Here is a 14,395-nt window from a genome sequence, read left to right on the forward strand (position 1 = left end):
AATTTTTTAAAAGTAAGACTACCCGCCTACTAAAAAAGATAATATCTGCTCTTTTTATTTCACTTTCAATCCTCTATATCGATTTAAGGTACCGATAAATTCTTGTTTACGTGGTAAGGCAAGATGTCCTGGATGTCCATTAAAATGAGAGAGCGCTTCTAACCCTTCATGGTCAATTAAGTGATACATCTCATTTGTTGCTTGAATTATGGAATTCTGATTATTGATGCCATGACGTCTAAAGTAATCTAACATCACCGTAATAGCGTTTGTCTGACTATCATCCACAAGTTGTTCTAATCCTGTTAGGTTAATAGGCTCATGACCATACATAATAGAATGTAATCCTTTTGCTTTAAAACGATTGTCTTTTCCTTTTTTAGAGAAAGAATCCGTTAACGGTATGCGGTGAGATAGCACTCCGAATGACTGATCACCGTCAATTTCTCGCTTATAGCCGTCAGTATTCGCAATTTCTTTTGCTTCTTCTGTTACGTCTTTTAAATGATATTCATCCATCATTAACACTTGGTCAGCAACATCAAAATAATCTCCTGAACCGCCCACAATAAGAATAGTAGAAACACTATAATCTTCATATAATGATTTTACTTTATTAGAAAATGGAGTAATGGGCTCTTTTTCAGGAGCAATCAGTTGTTGCATACGACCATCACGAATCATAAAATTAGTAGCTGATGTATCTTCATCGACTAATAATAATGAACTTTCTGCTTCTAAAGCTTCGATTACATTTGTGGCTTGAGATGTACTACCACTTGCGTTTTCTGTAGAAAAGTGTGTCGTATCTTTCTTTCCTGGCAGATTATCAATAAATGGACTAATATCGACATTTTCAACGTTTCGACCATCCTCAGCACGTATTTTCATCGCATCATGTTGAGTCACCACAAATTCTCGACCGTCATGTTGAATGTGATCATATACACTACGCTCAAGCGCTTCTAATAGTGTCGATTTACCATGGTAACCTCCACCGACAATAAGTGTAATTCCTTGTGGAATAGCCATCCCTGTGACTGCCCGGCCACTTGGAAGATTGAATGTATGTTCAAATTTCTTAGGACTTGTGAATTGAATGGCACCTTTCATTGGAGCGTCTGACACACCACTTTTTCTTGGTAAAATTGAACCATTTGCCACAAATGCGACTAAGTGCTCTGTTTCAAGTTGTTGTCTCATATAAGTCTGGTCTAGTTTTAATGCGACTTGTTCGTTCAATGCTTGTTGATTTAAATTTTCGTATCGTATCGCTTTTTCTACCATTTGAGGAATGCCATGTATTATCGTATGTGATGCTGCTTTTCCTAGAATCTTACGTCCAGCTGCTGGTAGTCCAACTTCAATACGTATTTCAATCTCTTTATTATTAATCACTACAGATGTACGTTCGAGTATCTCTTGTCCTGGATGATCAATAAAGATCTTCCCATTTTTACCAGAGCCTTTCACGGTACGATTGAAATGTTTTAACTGGGTATCCACTGTTCGAGTTAAAAAGTCTGAAGTCGCTATACGTTTATCTTTAGTGTCTAATAATTCATTAGGAATTTCAGTCTCTTGTTTCCCAATAATGACACGCATTTTTGAAGGTGGCGCAAAAGGATCAACTTGGACATGATCTATAGCTAGACGGAATTGATCAAATTGATATATCCCTTTCATTCGTTTATAAGCGCCATATTTTTGTCCGTCTAAAGATTTAAGTAATCGTTCTAAATCTTTTGACTGTTTCATCTTAATTCCTCCGTTCATAGCATTGCTTTTTTATATTTACCCTTTTTTTAAAAAATAAAAAATCACTACTCCAAATCATTGAAGTAGCGATATACATACGTTATTCAGATTTAACACCTGTACGTAATCGTAACTCATGTTCAATTTCAGCTAAACTGCGACCCCGTGTTTCTGGAAGATACCTAATCACAAAGAACATCGCTAGTACGCCAATAGCAGCAAAAATTAAGAATACCCATTCTGTATCTAAATTATGATTTAAAATTGGGAATAATTGTGCAACGATTAACGTACCAAAGTTTAATACTAATGCCGCAATACCTGTTGCTGCTCCTCTTGCACGCGTTGGGAATAATTCAGGTAACATGACCCATAAAACTGGGCCCCATGAAATTCCAAAGAACACGATGAATAATGATAAACAAATAATAATGATCCAGGCTGATGATTGAATACCGATTGACCAAATAAGCATCGCCATAATAACCAATGAAGCAATCATTCCGATGTTTCCTATAACGAGGAGTTTTTTACGATCGACACGGTCAACAATAAATAATGCCAAAATCGTTACTAATACGTTTACCACACCAATACCGACTGTACCGATAATTGAAGCAGAGCCACCTAGACCTGCTTTAGTAAAAATCGTTGGGGCATAGAATATAACTGCGTTGATTCCGATAAATTGTTGAAAAATCGCAAAGATACACCCAATAATAAGCGTCGGACGTAACCAAGGTGATTTGATTACTGAGAATGTGGATTCTGATTGAGAAGCTATTTCTTTCATTTCTTTAATTTCAGCATCAATTGCATCTGGATTATATGTAATTTTCATTACGTCACGCGCTGCTTTTTCACTTCTATTTTCAAGAAGCCAACGTGGACTTTCAGGCATAAATGCTACACCAATTAATAAAATTAATGAAGGAACCACGGCTAAACCTAACATCCAACGCCAAGCGCCCATATCTGCAAAGGCATAGTTCACTAAGTATGCAGCTAAAATACCAATTGTAATCATTAATTGGTTAAGTGAACCTAAAGATCCACGTAGTTCTGTAGGTGCCATTTCAGTAAGATATACAGGTACTGTTGACATTGAACCCCCTACGGCAAGTCCAACAATGGCACGACCAATAATAAGCATGACAATATTTGTTGAAAATGCTAAAACAAGTGATCCAACAATAAATACCAATGCGATAAATAGTACTAAGCGACGACGACCAATTCTATCTGATAAAGGTCCACTGCCACCTGCACCTACAATCGCTCCGAAAAGCATTGATGACACAACTAACCCTTCTATCGCACCATTATGTAAAGGAATGTCCTTAGGAATATAAAGTAATGCGCCGGAAATAATACCGTTATCATAACCGTAAAGCAAACCTCCTAAAGCACCCAAAATAAAAATCAAATATTTATTTACTTTCATATACTATCCTTCCTTTTTCAAACTAGTAAATATTATACGTACTAATTGAAAGCGTTTCAATATTTTTTTAATTTAATTTAAAAAAGCAATCTTCACATCATAGCTGTAAAGATTGCCATTCATATTAGTATGATATAAAATCGTTCTCTTTTCTAAGCAAGTAATAATGGACTTGAAAAAATAAGAAAGAAAATAATTGTTAAAAATAACGTGATACTATTAAATACTTTGCTGCCACTCATTAGACCTACAACACTTGAAACCACTGACAATAGCATGACAAAAAAGCCAGGTAAATACCAAAACATATCTGTAAATGTAATCGAAACTGCAAGTAGAAATGATAATACACATAAGATACCAGAAACTATATTCATATTGTTTAATCTCATTGATGTCTTCCTTTCTGTAAGATATTAATCATATTATATACTATATTTACATTTAAATTTACTATATATCATTATTTTTTTAAATATAAAATATCCTATCTAAATAAGAGTATTTTTAATTTTGATTGAATCTCTAAATATTTTTTTTTAAACAAAGTTAAGAAGTATGATGTATAAGATGCATAAACAATCAAAATTAAAACGTTCATTGTCTTTTAATTATTTTTTACTAAATACTCATTTTTAATGAGTTATACAATTTAGATGAATCCATTTATTATTGATATATTATGAACATCAATAAGGTTAAATATTTCATCATATACAGATATGTCTTCTAAAAGAATATAAAAATGCACCCCAAAAGTTAGATTTTAAGTCCAACTTTTAGGGTGCATATCAGTTTTAAAAATAATAATTTGCTTAAATTAGTGGAATCTCATGCCACCGTCGACAATAATAGTTTGACCAGTAATATAATCAGAATCACTACTAGCTAAGAAACCAACCACATTAGCTACATCTTCTGGTTTAGATAAACGTTTTAATGTGATTTGATCAGTGAATTGTTTCCAACCCCATTCTTCTGGTTGATTATTTTCTTCGGCTAATTTTTTAGCAATACCTTCCATCATAGGTGTTTCAACGATACCTGGTGCAAATGCATTTACTGTAATGCCTTTGTCAGCTAAATCACGCGCAGCAACTTGAGTTAATCCACGAACTGCGAATTTCGTACTACTGTATAACGATAATCCCGCATTACCTTCAACACCTGCTTGAGATGTTGCGTTTATAATTTTACCGCCATGACCTAATTTTTCAAATTGTTCTAAAGCCGCTTGAATGCCCCAGAATACGCCTCCAACATTTACTCCGATAACTTGATTAAATTGTTCAGGTGTGACTGTATGGATAGGCGTTGTTGGTCCTAAACCAGCATTATTTACGATTACATTTAACTCTCCAAAATGTTCTACAACTTTACGTGTCACATCGAAAACATTTTCACGGTCAGATACGTCAGCTCTAAATGCGACTGCTTCTTGACCTTCTTTTGAAAGTGCTTCAGCAGCTTTTTTTGCGCCTTCTTCATTAAAATCGACAATAGCAACGTTAAAACCGTCATTAAATAAACGTTCTGCTATTTTGAAACCAATACCTTGTGCCGCACCTGTAACAAGTGCTACTTTTTTAGAATTGCCCATTTACTACACCTCTTAAAGTAATATAACTTTCAATTATTATGTTAGCACTTTGTATGAAAAATACCATGAAAAGTTTGTGAACTTTTGAACAAAGTTTTGTTAATGATTACTTCTTTAAATAATCAATAAATCGTAATAAAGAGGTCTCATTTTTTCTGTTGTCATTGACTATCGCTGTAAAATACACTGAATAATCAAAAGGATGACCTAGAGGTATGGCCTCAATATATTCGTCATTTAAAATGGGTTCGTCTTCGATCATGTAACTAGAAATCATGCCTACACCTAAGCCTTCTGCAACAGTTCTTAATAAAACGATAGGATTATGTGTACGAAATACAATTTTTAATTCCCCATTTTTCTCTTCAAACTTTTTTAAATGATGATGGTAAAAGTTACGATCATAGAGAATAAATGGATAGTCTTTAATATCCTCTAAATTAACAGTATCTTTAAAGGTAAGTTTAGATTTAGCAGGTACAATAAGTTTAAAATTCGTCGATAAATTAAGTGGAAATTCATGAATTAAAGACATTGTTTTATCTGATTCTTTTTTGCCAATTAATCCTAAATCTATATCATTATTTCTCAACATTTTTATAATATTTTCACGGTCAGATTCTATAACTTCAATATCTACGCTTGAATAATCAACTTTAAATTGAGAAATGACTTTAGGAAGTAGTTTGTGAAATAACGTTGGTATAGTGGCTATGGTTAATTTTCCTGCTATATGTGTATGTAAACGTTCTACTTCTAGCATGAGATGTTCTTTAGCTTCCAAAATTTCCAATATTTTTGGAATCAATCGTTTACCAATTTCTGTGGGTATGGTTCCTTTTCTAGAGCGATAAAATAATGAATATCCTAATTCTGTTTCCAGATTAGCAATCGATTGACTCATGGCAGATTGACTAATATGCATCAGTTCACTTGCACGAATCATTGATTCTTGTTCGTATACTGATTTAACATATATTAGCTGTTCAAAATTCATATATTCTCCTCCTTTATATCAGTTTTACTTATATTAAATTAAATTATTCTAATTATACATTAACTTCTACTAATACTATAATAATTATGTATAAATTAAGATAAATAGGATTAAATAGAGGAGGTTAAACATGTCGCAACGTTTATGGTCAAAAGACTTTATCTTTGTAACGATTGTGAATTTATTTATGTATTTAATTCACTACATGCTTATTGTGACAATTACACAATTCACAATCGAAACGTACCATGCTTCAGAAAGTATTGGCGGATTAGCAGCTGGTGTATTTATCATTGGCATGCTAGCTGGAAGATTAGGCGCTGGAAGAATCATCGATCATCTGCAACCTAAGAATGTGCTCATTGGCGGTGTCATTGGCTCTATTATAGCTATCGCTTTATATTTTACAATTCATAGTATTCTTATTTTGATGTTCGTTCGTTTTATTCATGGAATTGCCTTTGGTTTCTCTTCAACAGCAACAGGTACGATTTCTTCTAGATTAATTCCAGAAGAACGTAAAGGTGAAGGTATCGGTTACTACGGTTTAAGCGTGACGCTTGCTTCCGCTTTTGGCCCATTCTTAGGACTAGTATTAAATAATAATCTAGGATTTTCTTCAATTTTTGGCATCAGTTTGATTAGCATTGTCGTTTCATTTAGTTTTACTTTATTAATTAAAAAATTACCGATGAATCATGACATCGTTACTGAAGAACAACGATGTCCTAAAGGTCTCAGTGCTTTCTTACAAAAAGAAGCATTACCTATTTCATGTGTTGTCATCTTAGTAGGAATTGCTTATGCAAGTGTACTTTCATTCTTATCAATATACAGTGAAATGTTACATTTAGTTACTGCATCTAGTTTCTTTTTTATTGTATTTGCAGTTGTGACTTTTGTGACACGTCCATTCACTGGAAAGATTTATGATCATTTTGGCGAAAATAAAGTCATGTATCCTGTACTTCTAAGTTTTGCCATAGGATTAGCTATTTTAAGTATGGTAAGTTCGCCATTTTTACTATTACTATCTGCTGCATTTATTGGCTTTGGCTATGGCACCATCGTTCCAACTGCGCAAGCCATCGCCATTCAACAATCACCTGCTAGTAAAATGGGATTAGCTACATCAACGTTCTATATCTTTGTGGACTTTGGTGCAGGTATGGGTCCTTTCATTTTAGGTCTACTCATTCCATTTATGGGCTATCGCTATTTATATCTTGCAATGGCAGGTCTAATTATTATTGCAATGATTTTATATTTCTTTGTACATGGTCGTTATCAAAAAAGTACTTCTTCAAAAGATTAATATAAAAAAAGAGCGTGCCCTCATTTAACATGAACACACGCTCTTTCGTTATTTTTACAAGGTTTTAAGACGTCCATCTCACTAACTTCAGACAACCGTTAGTCTTACCTGATTTCTTTTTTTAGTATCCTATTACTAAAGCAATAGACATAGCAACGCTACATATAATTATCCAAATTAATATAGGTTTCCATACAAACTTCAACCATTCAGTATAAGAAATTTTACCTACAGCTAGAGCTCCCATTAAAATTGCTGATGTAGGAAATAGAATATTACTTATTGAATCACCGTATTGGAAGGCTAAGACTGTAAGCTGACGGTTAATATGTAATAAATCAGAGATAGGAACCATTAAAGGCATAGTCGTTAATGCTTGACCCGAACCTGATGGAATAAAGAAATTAAGAATGAATTGCAAAATAAACATAGCTATAATTACTAATGACGTTGGTACATCTGATAACAAGGTCGTCAATGCATGAACAATAGTATCTATGATTTTCCCATTTTCTAGCAGTACGATAATTCCTTTTGCGATCCCAACAATCATTGCTCCAAATAGAATATTTTTCATTCCATCTACTAAAGCATCAAACGTACCATTAAAACCTAAACCACCTACTAAGCCGGCTAAAATTCCTGCAAATAAGAAATTAGCGCTCATTTCATTGAAACTCCATCCAAATTTAAAAATACCAAATATATTGAATAGGATAGTTGCCATAATAATCATTAAACTAAATGCTTGTTTTTTACTAAAATGTTGATAATCGATGTCTTGATCAACTTGTCCTTCTTCTTTTTCTAAATGATACACAATACTTTTAGTTTTATCTTTTTTAATTTTACTTGCATATAACATTACAGTTGAAATGGCAGTTGCTAATATAAAAAGATATATCATCGTTCGAAGTCCCCAACCTGAAAACATTGGAAGTTCAGCAACTGTTTGAGCCACACCAACTGTAAAAGGATTTAACATGCCCCCACTAAAACCACTAGCTGCCCCCAAAATAACCATTGCAGCACCAGTTAACGCATCATAACCTAAGGTACGAGCAATAATGATACCAATGGGAACAAATATAATAGTTTCTTCAGCTAAACCTATTGTAAAACCTAATATTGAAAAAATTGTCATCGTTAGTGGAATCATTAAAAAATTGGCTTTACCTAAAACTCTCATAGCTTTATTTACACCATTTTCAAAAGCACCTGTTTTGTGGACAATTCCAAAAGCGCCACCCACTAAAAATACATAAAAAACAATTTCTCCTCCGCTAATCAATCCTTCTGGGACAGCTCTAAATATATTCAAAAAATTTAGATGTTCTGAAGATACTGTGTGATAGGTGCCAGGAATAACTATGGTTTGTCCGTTTTTCTTTTCTCTCGCATATTCTCCAGCAGGAATAATATAAGTAAGTAACCAGGAAATTACTATAATCAACATTAATATTGCATAGGTGTGCGGCGTTTCTAGTTTAAACTTTCTAGTTTTATTCTTTTTCATTTATGTCATCCCCTTGTTATTCATTACATATGAATCAAAATTCAAAATATATATAATTTATCATAACCTATTTAAACAAAAATGATAATATTACATTTTTAATAATTTTAAACTTTTTGCTTTATATATCAAAAGTCAAAAACCGTATCATTTTTGGCTTCTTTTTAATAAGTCTGTCTATATCAATTTTAATGTTAAATATAGACCTAGTAAGGTCATAAATAAAACTGGAAGGGTAATAACGATACCTGTTTTAAAATAGGTTCCCTATGATATTTTAATTCCTTTTTGAGCTAAAACATGGAGCCATAACAATGTAGCTAAAGAACCAATGGGGGTAATTTTAGGTCCTAAATCTGAACCTATTACGTTAGCGTATATCATCCCCTCTTTAAGTACATCATTAGCTGTTGATTGACGAATAACAATCGCATCAATGAGCACGGTCGGTAAATTATTCATAATAGAAGATAATATAGCCGAGATGAAACCTACAACCATGATACTTGTACACAGTCCATGATTGGATATTGCTGAAAATATCTGTCCTAACATACTTGTAATACCAACATTCTTCAATTCAAAGACCACTAAATACATACCAATTGAAAAAATCACAATATTTCATGGTGCTCCTTTAATCACTTTTCTAACTGATACAGCGTTTGATTGTACTGCTAAAATAAGAAAAACGTTATGACAAGATTTAATTTAATCCTCTCACAACGTTTTATTAAACGATGATTTATTTTTCTTCTTTTACAATGTTACCATTTTCATCTAACTTTTGAATTTTTCCATGTTTCGTTCTATATGTACCTAAAATCTCGCCTTTTTTGTTACGATAGTTCACCATCCAGTTACCATGATGATCCGTCATTTTGATATCATCCCATAGATAACCTGATTTTTTTAAATCTACTTCATCGAAATCAGAAATTAATTGATATACTTCGTTACGATAACGTGTATTGACACTACCAGATTTTTCTAAATCATTTGAAGCTAACGGATTCCCTTTATCATTAGCACTATCAGGTAACGCGTTTGAAATATGCATTTTACTTATAAGTTCTGGTAAAGCTTTATTATCTTTATTATGTTTATATACTTCTTCTAAACTAGCTTCTTTTCCTTTATCAAGTAAATCGTTATAATCCAATGTACCTTTTTGCATACGTCCTACATAAACTGTATCTTTATTAACTCCAATTAGCGCTTGATAGGTACTTTTATCTGGATAAACCGTAAAGAACTGCATATGTTTTGGTGCATGTTTTACTGGTTGTTTCATTTTAACTAATGTAAAATCAACTAATTTATAATTATGTTTGCCCGTAGGTAATCTATATTCATAAATTCCAGTTAGAATTTCATTTTTAGTCAATGTATATTGATCGACACCATCAATACAGAATGCTAATGCTAATCGTTCTTTCATTGATAATTTAGACGTGTGGGTTGATGACGTTTCATCTTTTTGATCTGATTCGTTCTTTTTAGCTTTTTGAACATTATTTTGATTTGATTTTGATTTATGATCTTCTTTTGAAGATTCATGCGTACTACAAGCAGCTAATAACATCATCATGATACTACCCAAAAATAAAATTTTTTTCATCTATTGGCCCCTCATACATTCTTCTTATTTTACTAATATACTATACATTATTTATACATTATTTGAAGAGGAAGATAAATATAAATTTTGTTAAAATACCACTTTTTCATAAAAGTTGTATCTTATATAATTAAAAAACTATGTTACACTGTGTACAATGTTTCATTATTGTTTATAGTAATTAAAATTTAAAGGAGTTTAAGCATGAAAAAATTCTCTGCAGTCCTAATGACAAGCGCTTTATTACTTTCAGCTTGCTCACATAGTAATGATAGTAATGATGAAAATGAAAATAATACTAAACAAACATCTCAAACTAATAAAAGTGATGACAATCAACAAAAACATAAAAAAGTTATTAAAGAGGGTCGTACATATATCGATGGTATTTTAATTGTAAATAAAAATATAGGTCTTCCTTCAAATTATAATCCTGGTGAAGATCCAAAAGCCCAACAAGCCTTACAACAATTATTTAGTGCTGCACAAAAAGAGGGTATTAACTTATACAAAATGAGTGGCTACAGAAGTTATCCTACTCAAGTTCAACTATACAATCGTTATGCTGCACGCGATGGTAAAAAAGCTGCAGATAAATATAGCGCACGTCCTGGCTACTCAGAACATCAAACAGGTCTTACATTTGACATCGGTGGCGTTAATTCAGATAAAAACTTATATGCAAGTTTCGGAAAAACAAAAGAAGGTCAATGGATTGCGAAAAACGCACATAAATACGGCTTTATTGTGAGATATCCTAAAGGAAAAGAAAAAGTTACTGGTTATCAATACGAACCATGGCATTTACGTTATTTAGGAAAAGATACTGCTAACAAAGTATATCAATCTGGTAAAACATTAGAAGAATATGTAGGGTTAAAATAACTTCGCCACACATATTATTAGTCAATTAAAAACCATGAGTGAGAATACTCCTACTCATGGTTGTTTTAATATTAACTTCATTGTTTCACGTCAAACATCATATTTTATCTATTTTTACTATCCAACCAATCAATGATATCTCTAAAAATACTTTGATTATATGACGACTCATTGAAAATTTCATGTTGTAAATTTTCATAAATATACAGAGACTTTTTCTTAGAAGCAATTTCATTATATAAATCGATAGAATCTTTATAGCTTACGAGACCATCTTCTTTACCATGTAAGATGAGTACTGGATCTATAAAATGGCTTGGATGTTCTTTTAGATAGGCAATACCATCCATCAGGGTAAATATGAGGCCTATAGAAATCTCTTTAGCGACTAAATCATCATCTCTATATTTTTGGATAATTTCTTCGTCAGAACAAACACCGTCTTCCAGTTCATTTTTGACATATGTATCTGCTGAAATATTTTTATCTGGCTCTCCGAATGTACTTTTATTATAGCGCGTTAGTGCGCCAGAAGTAATAATGCCATCTACTTTATTAGGGTATTTGGTACCAAATAAAGTTACCGCGTAACCTCCCATACTATGTCCGATTAAAAATACTCTTCCACTATAATTCTCCTTAGTGTAGTTAATTATCCTATCCAAGTCATCAATGATTTCATCCACATGACTATAAAATACTCTCTTACCTTCAGAACGCCCATGACCACGTTGATCAAAACGAACGACATTATAATGATGCTCATTTAAAAACGCGACCAATTCATCATAACGGTCTAGATGTTCTGCAAGACCATGTGCAATTATAATATTTGCTTTACTTTCTTTAACTTCATTAACTTTTGTATAGAGTTTAGTTCCATCTTTTGATTCTAAATATTTTATATAATTCATTTCTATCATCCCTTTTATTTACCTTTACTCGTATCTACCCCTTCGTTAATTAGAATAAACACATATAAAACCTCTTAATATTCTTATTTCGTTTGATGGTTTTCCTCTTATTTTTCCCATAATAACATCACTATGCATCAAAACTTTCTAAAAAACTCATAACTCTATACTCTTAATATATAAAAAGCGTGCTAGTCTTTCCAAAATAATCTCTTTAAGACTGCACGCTCACTTAATTACTTAATTATTGTATTTTCTTTTTCATGAATCATTTGAATTATTTCATTATTTTCGTTCATAATCGCTACTTTAGGTGCATGATCGATTAATTCACGTTCGTCCAACTGTACATAAGTCATAATAATAACAATATCATCTACTTCTACTAAGCGAGATGCAGCACCATTGAGACAAATTTTCCCACTACCACGTTCACCCGCAATCACATATGTTTCGAAACGTGCTCCATTATTATTGTTTACAATAGCAACCTTTTCATTTGGAAGAATATCAACCGCATCTAAAATATCGGCATCGATCGTAATACTTCCTACATAATTTAAATTGGATTCTGTGACACGTGCTCTATGAATTTTACTATTCATCATTGTTCTAATCATTTTCTCTATTTACTCCCTAAAATAATATTATCTATTAAACGTGCTTTAGAAAATTTCACAGCTAAAGCGATAAAAATTTGCCCATTTATTTCATTAACAACTTCAAGTTCAGGATAACTATAAATTGCGACTTCGTCGATATGACCGCTTGTATGTTCTTGTAAGTATGTTTTTATTGCACCTACAAGCATATGACTTCGACGTTCACCTTCTTCATACATATCTTTTGCTAATGTTAAACTTTTACTTAAATGAACCGCTTCTTTACGTTCTTCATCAGTTAAATACACATTCCGAGAACTACGCGCCAGTCCATCGTCTTCACGTACTATATCGACGCCGACAATTTCAATAGGATGATTAAAATCGTTTACCATTTTCTCAATAATTGCTAATTGTTGTGCATCTTTTTTACCAAAATAAGCTTTATTAGGACTTACGATATTAAATAATTTATTAACTACTGTAACGACACCATCAAAATGTCCGGGACGTTGTGGGCCTTCTAAGACTTCCCCTAGACGTCCCACCTTTAATGTGACGCCTAATTCATCTGGATACATCTCTTCAACGGAAGGATGAAATACATAATCGACATGAATATCTTTAACTAAAGAAACATCCTTATCTATTTGGCGGGGATATGCATCATAATCTTCATTAGGTCCAAATTGTAATGGGTTTACAAATACACTAATGACTGTCACATCATTTTCTTCAACTGAACGTCGCATCATACTTAAATGTCCTTCATGAAGCGCACCCATTGTTGGAATGAAACCTATTGATTGACCAGACGCTTTTATGTGTTGTGCGATTGTTTGCATCTCTTTTACAGTATTAATTACTTGTGTCATTTTTATTAACCTCATCTAATACTTTTTTCTTATACGTATGTGCTTCTGCAGGAAATGCTCCTGCTTTCACTTCTTTATCATATTGCTTAATACCATCAATGCCTACAGATAAATCTGCAAACTGTTTTACGAATTTAGCATAACGTTCTACGCCATAATTCAACATATCGTGATACACCAATACTTGTCCGTCTGTATCTTTGCCTGCCCCAATACCAATAACTGGAATGTCTAATTGTTTACTAATTAATCCAGCTAAGTCACTTGGAATAGCTTCTAATACTAACGCCACTGCACCCGCTTCTTGAACGGCATGTGCATCGCGAATAAGTTGTTCTGCTGCGTCTTTTGTACCACCTTGTAACTTGTAACCCATAACACCGACACTTTGTGGCATTAAACCAAGATGTGCAACAATTGGAATACCCATTTGTGTCGATTTTTTAATGAAGTCAGTTAAATGGGCACCTTCTGCTTTTAATGCATTCGCATTGGTTTGTTGATATAACGTTATCGCATGATTTAAATCATGTTCCGCACTTACGCCTACCGCTCCGATAGGTAAGTCTACAACGATAAATGTATCATCGGCGCCTCGACGAACAGCTTTACCATGATGAATCATATCATCTAAAGTAACTTGAGTGGTTGTATCATAACCTAAAACTGTCATTCCTAGCGAATCACCAACTAGAATCATATCAATATTGGCTTGTTGCGCTTGTTTTGCACTGGGATAATCGTATGCTGTAACCATTGAAATTTTTGTACCATTTTGCTTCATTTCCATAAGTTTTGACAAATTTTTCATTATTTTATCGATCTCCTATAACATTATCTCAATAATATCACGTATAATTATATGTAA

13 protein-coding genes and 1 pseudogene are annotated in these 14,395 nt (G+C 32.8%); 2 read left to right on the forward strand and 12 right to left on the reverse strand.

Annotated elements, in window-relative coordinates; genetic code table 11:
- Positions 1-54: 54 nt before the first annotated feature.
- The 5 genes from HMPREF2953_RS10360 to HMPREF2953_RS10380 form a co-directional block, all read right to left on the reverse strand.
- A complete protein-coding gene (locus tag HMPREF2953_RS10360; protein ID WP_070673266.1) occupies positions 55-1,758 on the reverse strand; it encodes an ABC-ATPase domain-containing protein in 1,704 nt (567 codons plus the stop codon).
- A 100-nt stretch (positions 1,759-1,858) separates the two neighbouring features.
- The gene (locus HMPREF2953_RS10365; protein ID WP_070673268.1) at positions 1,859-3,202 is read right to left on the reverse strand and encodes a glucose transporter GlcP; all 1,344 of its coding nucleotides are present in this window, start codon (positions 3,200-3,202) and stop codon (positions 1,859-1,861) included.
- Positions 3,203-3,354: 152 nt separating this feature from the next.
- Positions 3,355-3,594, reverse strand: a complete 240-nt coding sequence (locus HMPREF2953_RS10370) for a hypothetical protein (protein ID WP_049335305.1) — start codon at positions 3,592-3,594, stop codon at positions 3,355-3,357.
- A gap of 428 nt (positions 3,595-4,022) precedes the next feature.
- Positions 4,023-4,802, reverse strand: coding sequence for a (S)-acetoin forming diacetyl reductase (locus HMPREF2953_RS10375; protein ID WP_065580991.1), 780 nt, complete (start codon positions 4,800-4,802; stop codon positions 4,023-4,025).
- A 106-nt stretch (positions 4,803-4,908) separates the two neighbouring features.
- On the reverse strand, positions 4,909-5,799 hold the full coding sequence (locus HMPREF2953_RS10380; RefSeq protein ID WP_070673270.1) for a LysR family transcriptional regulator: 891 nt from the start codon (positions 5,797-5,799) through the stop codon (positions 4,909-4,911).
- Positions 5,800-5,929: 130 nt separating this feature from the next.
- Between HMPREF2953_RS10380 and HMPREF2953_RS10385 the strand changes: the two genes are divergently transcribed.
- Complete coding sequence (locus HMPREF2953_RS10385) at positions 5,930-7,114, forward strand: MFS transporter (RefSeq protein WP_070673272.1); 1,185 nt, start codon at positions 5,930-5,932, stop codon at positions 7,112-7,114.
- 121 nt (positions 7,115-7,235) lie between these two features.
- Here HMPREF2953_RS10385 and HMPREF2953_RS10390 read toward each other — a convergent pair whose 3' ends face one another.
- The 3 genes and pseudogenes from HMPREF2953_RS10390 to HMPREF2953_RS10400 all read right to left on the reverse strand — a co-directional run bounded on the left by HMPREF2953_RS10390 (position 7,236) and on the right by HMPREF2953_RS10400 (position 10,251).
- Positions 7,236-8,630, reverse strand: a complete 1,395-nt coding sequence (locus tag HMPREF2953_RS10390) for a YfcC family protein (protein ID WP_049335296.1) — start codon at positions 8,628-8,630, stop codon at positions 7,236-7,238.
- A 177-nt stretch (positions 8,631-8,807) separates the two neighbouring features.
- A pseudogene (locus HMPREF2953_RS10395) lies at positions 8,808-9,323 on the reverse strand (ArsB/NhaD family transporter); the annotation flags it as partial.
- Positions 9,324-9,375: 52 nt separating this feature from the next.
- Positions 9,376-10,251 (reverse strand): hypothetical protein, encoded by an 876-nt coding sequence (locus HMPREF2953_RS10400; RefSeq protein ID WP_070673274.1) that lies wholly within the window; start codon positions 10,249-10,251, stop codon positions 9,376-9,378.
- Positions 10,252-10,455: 204 nt separating this feature from the next.
- On the opposite strand from HMPREF2953_RS10400, the gene HMPREF2953_RS10405 reads away from it, so the two are divergent.
- On the forward strand, positions 10,456-11,136 hold the full coding sequence (locus HMPREF2953_RS10405) for a M15 family metallopeptidase (protein ID WP_070673276.1): 681 nt from the start codon (positions 10,456-10,458) through the stop codon (positions 11,134-11,136).
- Between the two features lie 104 nt (positions 11,137-11,240).
- Here HMPREF2953_RS10405 and HMPREF2953_RS10410 read toward each other — a convergent pair whose 3' ends face one another.
- The 4 genes from HMPREF2953_RS10410 to panB all read right to left on the reverse strand — a co-directional run bounded on the left by HMPREF2953_RS10410 (position 11,241) and on the right by panB (position 14,338).
- Positions 11,241-12,050, reverse strand: a complete 810-nt coding sequence (locus HMPREF2953_RS10410; protein WP_017174743.1) for an alpha/beta hydrolase — start codon at positions 12,048-12,050, stop codon at positions 11,241-11,243.
- 236 nt (positions 12,051-12,286) lie between these two features.
- A complete protein-coding gene (gene panD, locus HMPREF2953_RS10415) occupies positions 12,287-12,670 on the reverse strand; it encodes an aspartate 1-decarboxylase (protein ID WP_002449536.1) in 384 nt (127 codons plus the stop codon).
- 5 nt (positions 12,671-12,675) lie between these two features.
- Positions 12,676-13,527, reverse strand: coding sequence for a pantoate--beta-alanine ligase (gene panC / locus HMPREF2953_RS10420; RefSeq protein ID WP_070673278.1), 852 nt, complete (start codon positions 13,525-13,527; stop codon positions 12,676-12,678).
- Positions 13,511-14,338: a 3-methyl-2-oxobutanoate hydroxymethyltransferase gene (gene panB / locus HMPREF2953_RS10425; protein ID WP_070673280.1), complete on the reverse strand. Its 828-nt coding sequence runs from the start codon at positions 14,336-14,338 to the stop codon at positions 13,511-13,513. The genes panC and panB overlap by 17 nt, the downstream gene beginning before the upstream one ends.
- Between the last annotated feature and the right edge of the window lie 57 nt (positions 14,339-14,395).

Source organism: Staphylococcus sp. HMSC072E01, assembly GCF_001814125.1.
GTDB classification, from domain to species: domain Bacteria; phylum Bacillota; class Bacilli; order Staphylococcales; family Staphylococcaceae; genus Staphylococcus; species Staphylococcus hominis.

Excerpts from the sequence above, each read along its gene's own strand:
- HMPREF2953_RS10360 (WP_070673266.1), bottom strand. The coding sequence starts at position 1,758 with ATGAAACAGTCAAAAGATTTAGAACGATTACTTAAATCTTTAGACGGA.
- HMPREF2953_RS10365 (WP_070673268.1), bottom strand. The coding sequence starts at position 3,202 with ATGAAAGTAAATAAATATTTGATTTTTATTTTGGGTGCTTTAGGAGGT.
- HMPREF2953_RS10370 (WP_049335305.1), bottom strand. The coding sequence starts at position 3,594 with ATGAGATTAAACAATATGAATATAGTTTCTGGTATCTTATGTGTATTA.
- HMPREF2953_RS10375 (WP_065580991.1), bottom strand. The coding sequence starts at position 4,802 with ATGGGCAATTCTAAAAAAGTAGCACTTGTTACAGGTGCGGCACAAGGT.
- HMPREF2953_RS10380 (WP_070673270.1), bottom strand. The coding sequence starts at position 5,799 with ATGAATTTTGAACAGCTAATATATGTTAAATCAGTATACGAACAAGAA.
- HMPREF2953_RS10385 (WP_070673272.1), top strand. The coding sequence starts at position 5,930 with ATGTCGCAACGTTTATGGTCAAAAGACTTTATCTTTGTAACGATTGTG.
- HMPREF2953_RS10390 (WP_049335296.1), bottom strand. The coding sequence starts at position 8,630 with ATGAAAAAGAATAAAACTAGAAAGTTTAAACTAGAAACGCCGCACACC.
- HMPREF2953_RS10400 (WP_070673274.1), bottom strand. The coding sequence starts at position 10,251 with ATGAAAAAAATTTTATTTTTGGGTAGTATCATGATGATGTTATTAGCT.
- HMPREF2953_RS10405 (WP_070673276.1), top strand. The coding sequence starts at position 10,456 with ATGAAAAAATTCTCTGCAGTCCTAATGACAAGCGCTTTATTACTTTCA.
- HMPREF2953_RS10410 (WP_017174743.1), bottom strand. The coding sequence starts at position 12,050 with ATGAATTATATAAAATATTTAGAATCAAAAGATGGAACTAAACTCTAT.
- panD (WP_002449536.1), bottom strand. The coding sequence starts at position 12,670 with ATGATTAGAACAATGATGAATAGTAAAATTCATAGAGCACGTGTCACA.
- panC (WP_070673278.1), bottom strand. The coding sequence starts at position 13,527 with ATGACACAAGTAATTAATACTGTAAAAGAGATGCAAACAATCGCACAA.
- panB (WP_070673280.1), bottom strand. The coding sequence starts at position 14,338 with ATGAAAAATTTGTCAAAACTTATGGAAATGAAGCAAAATGGTACAAAA.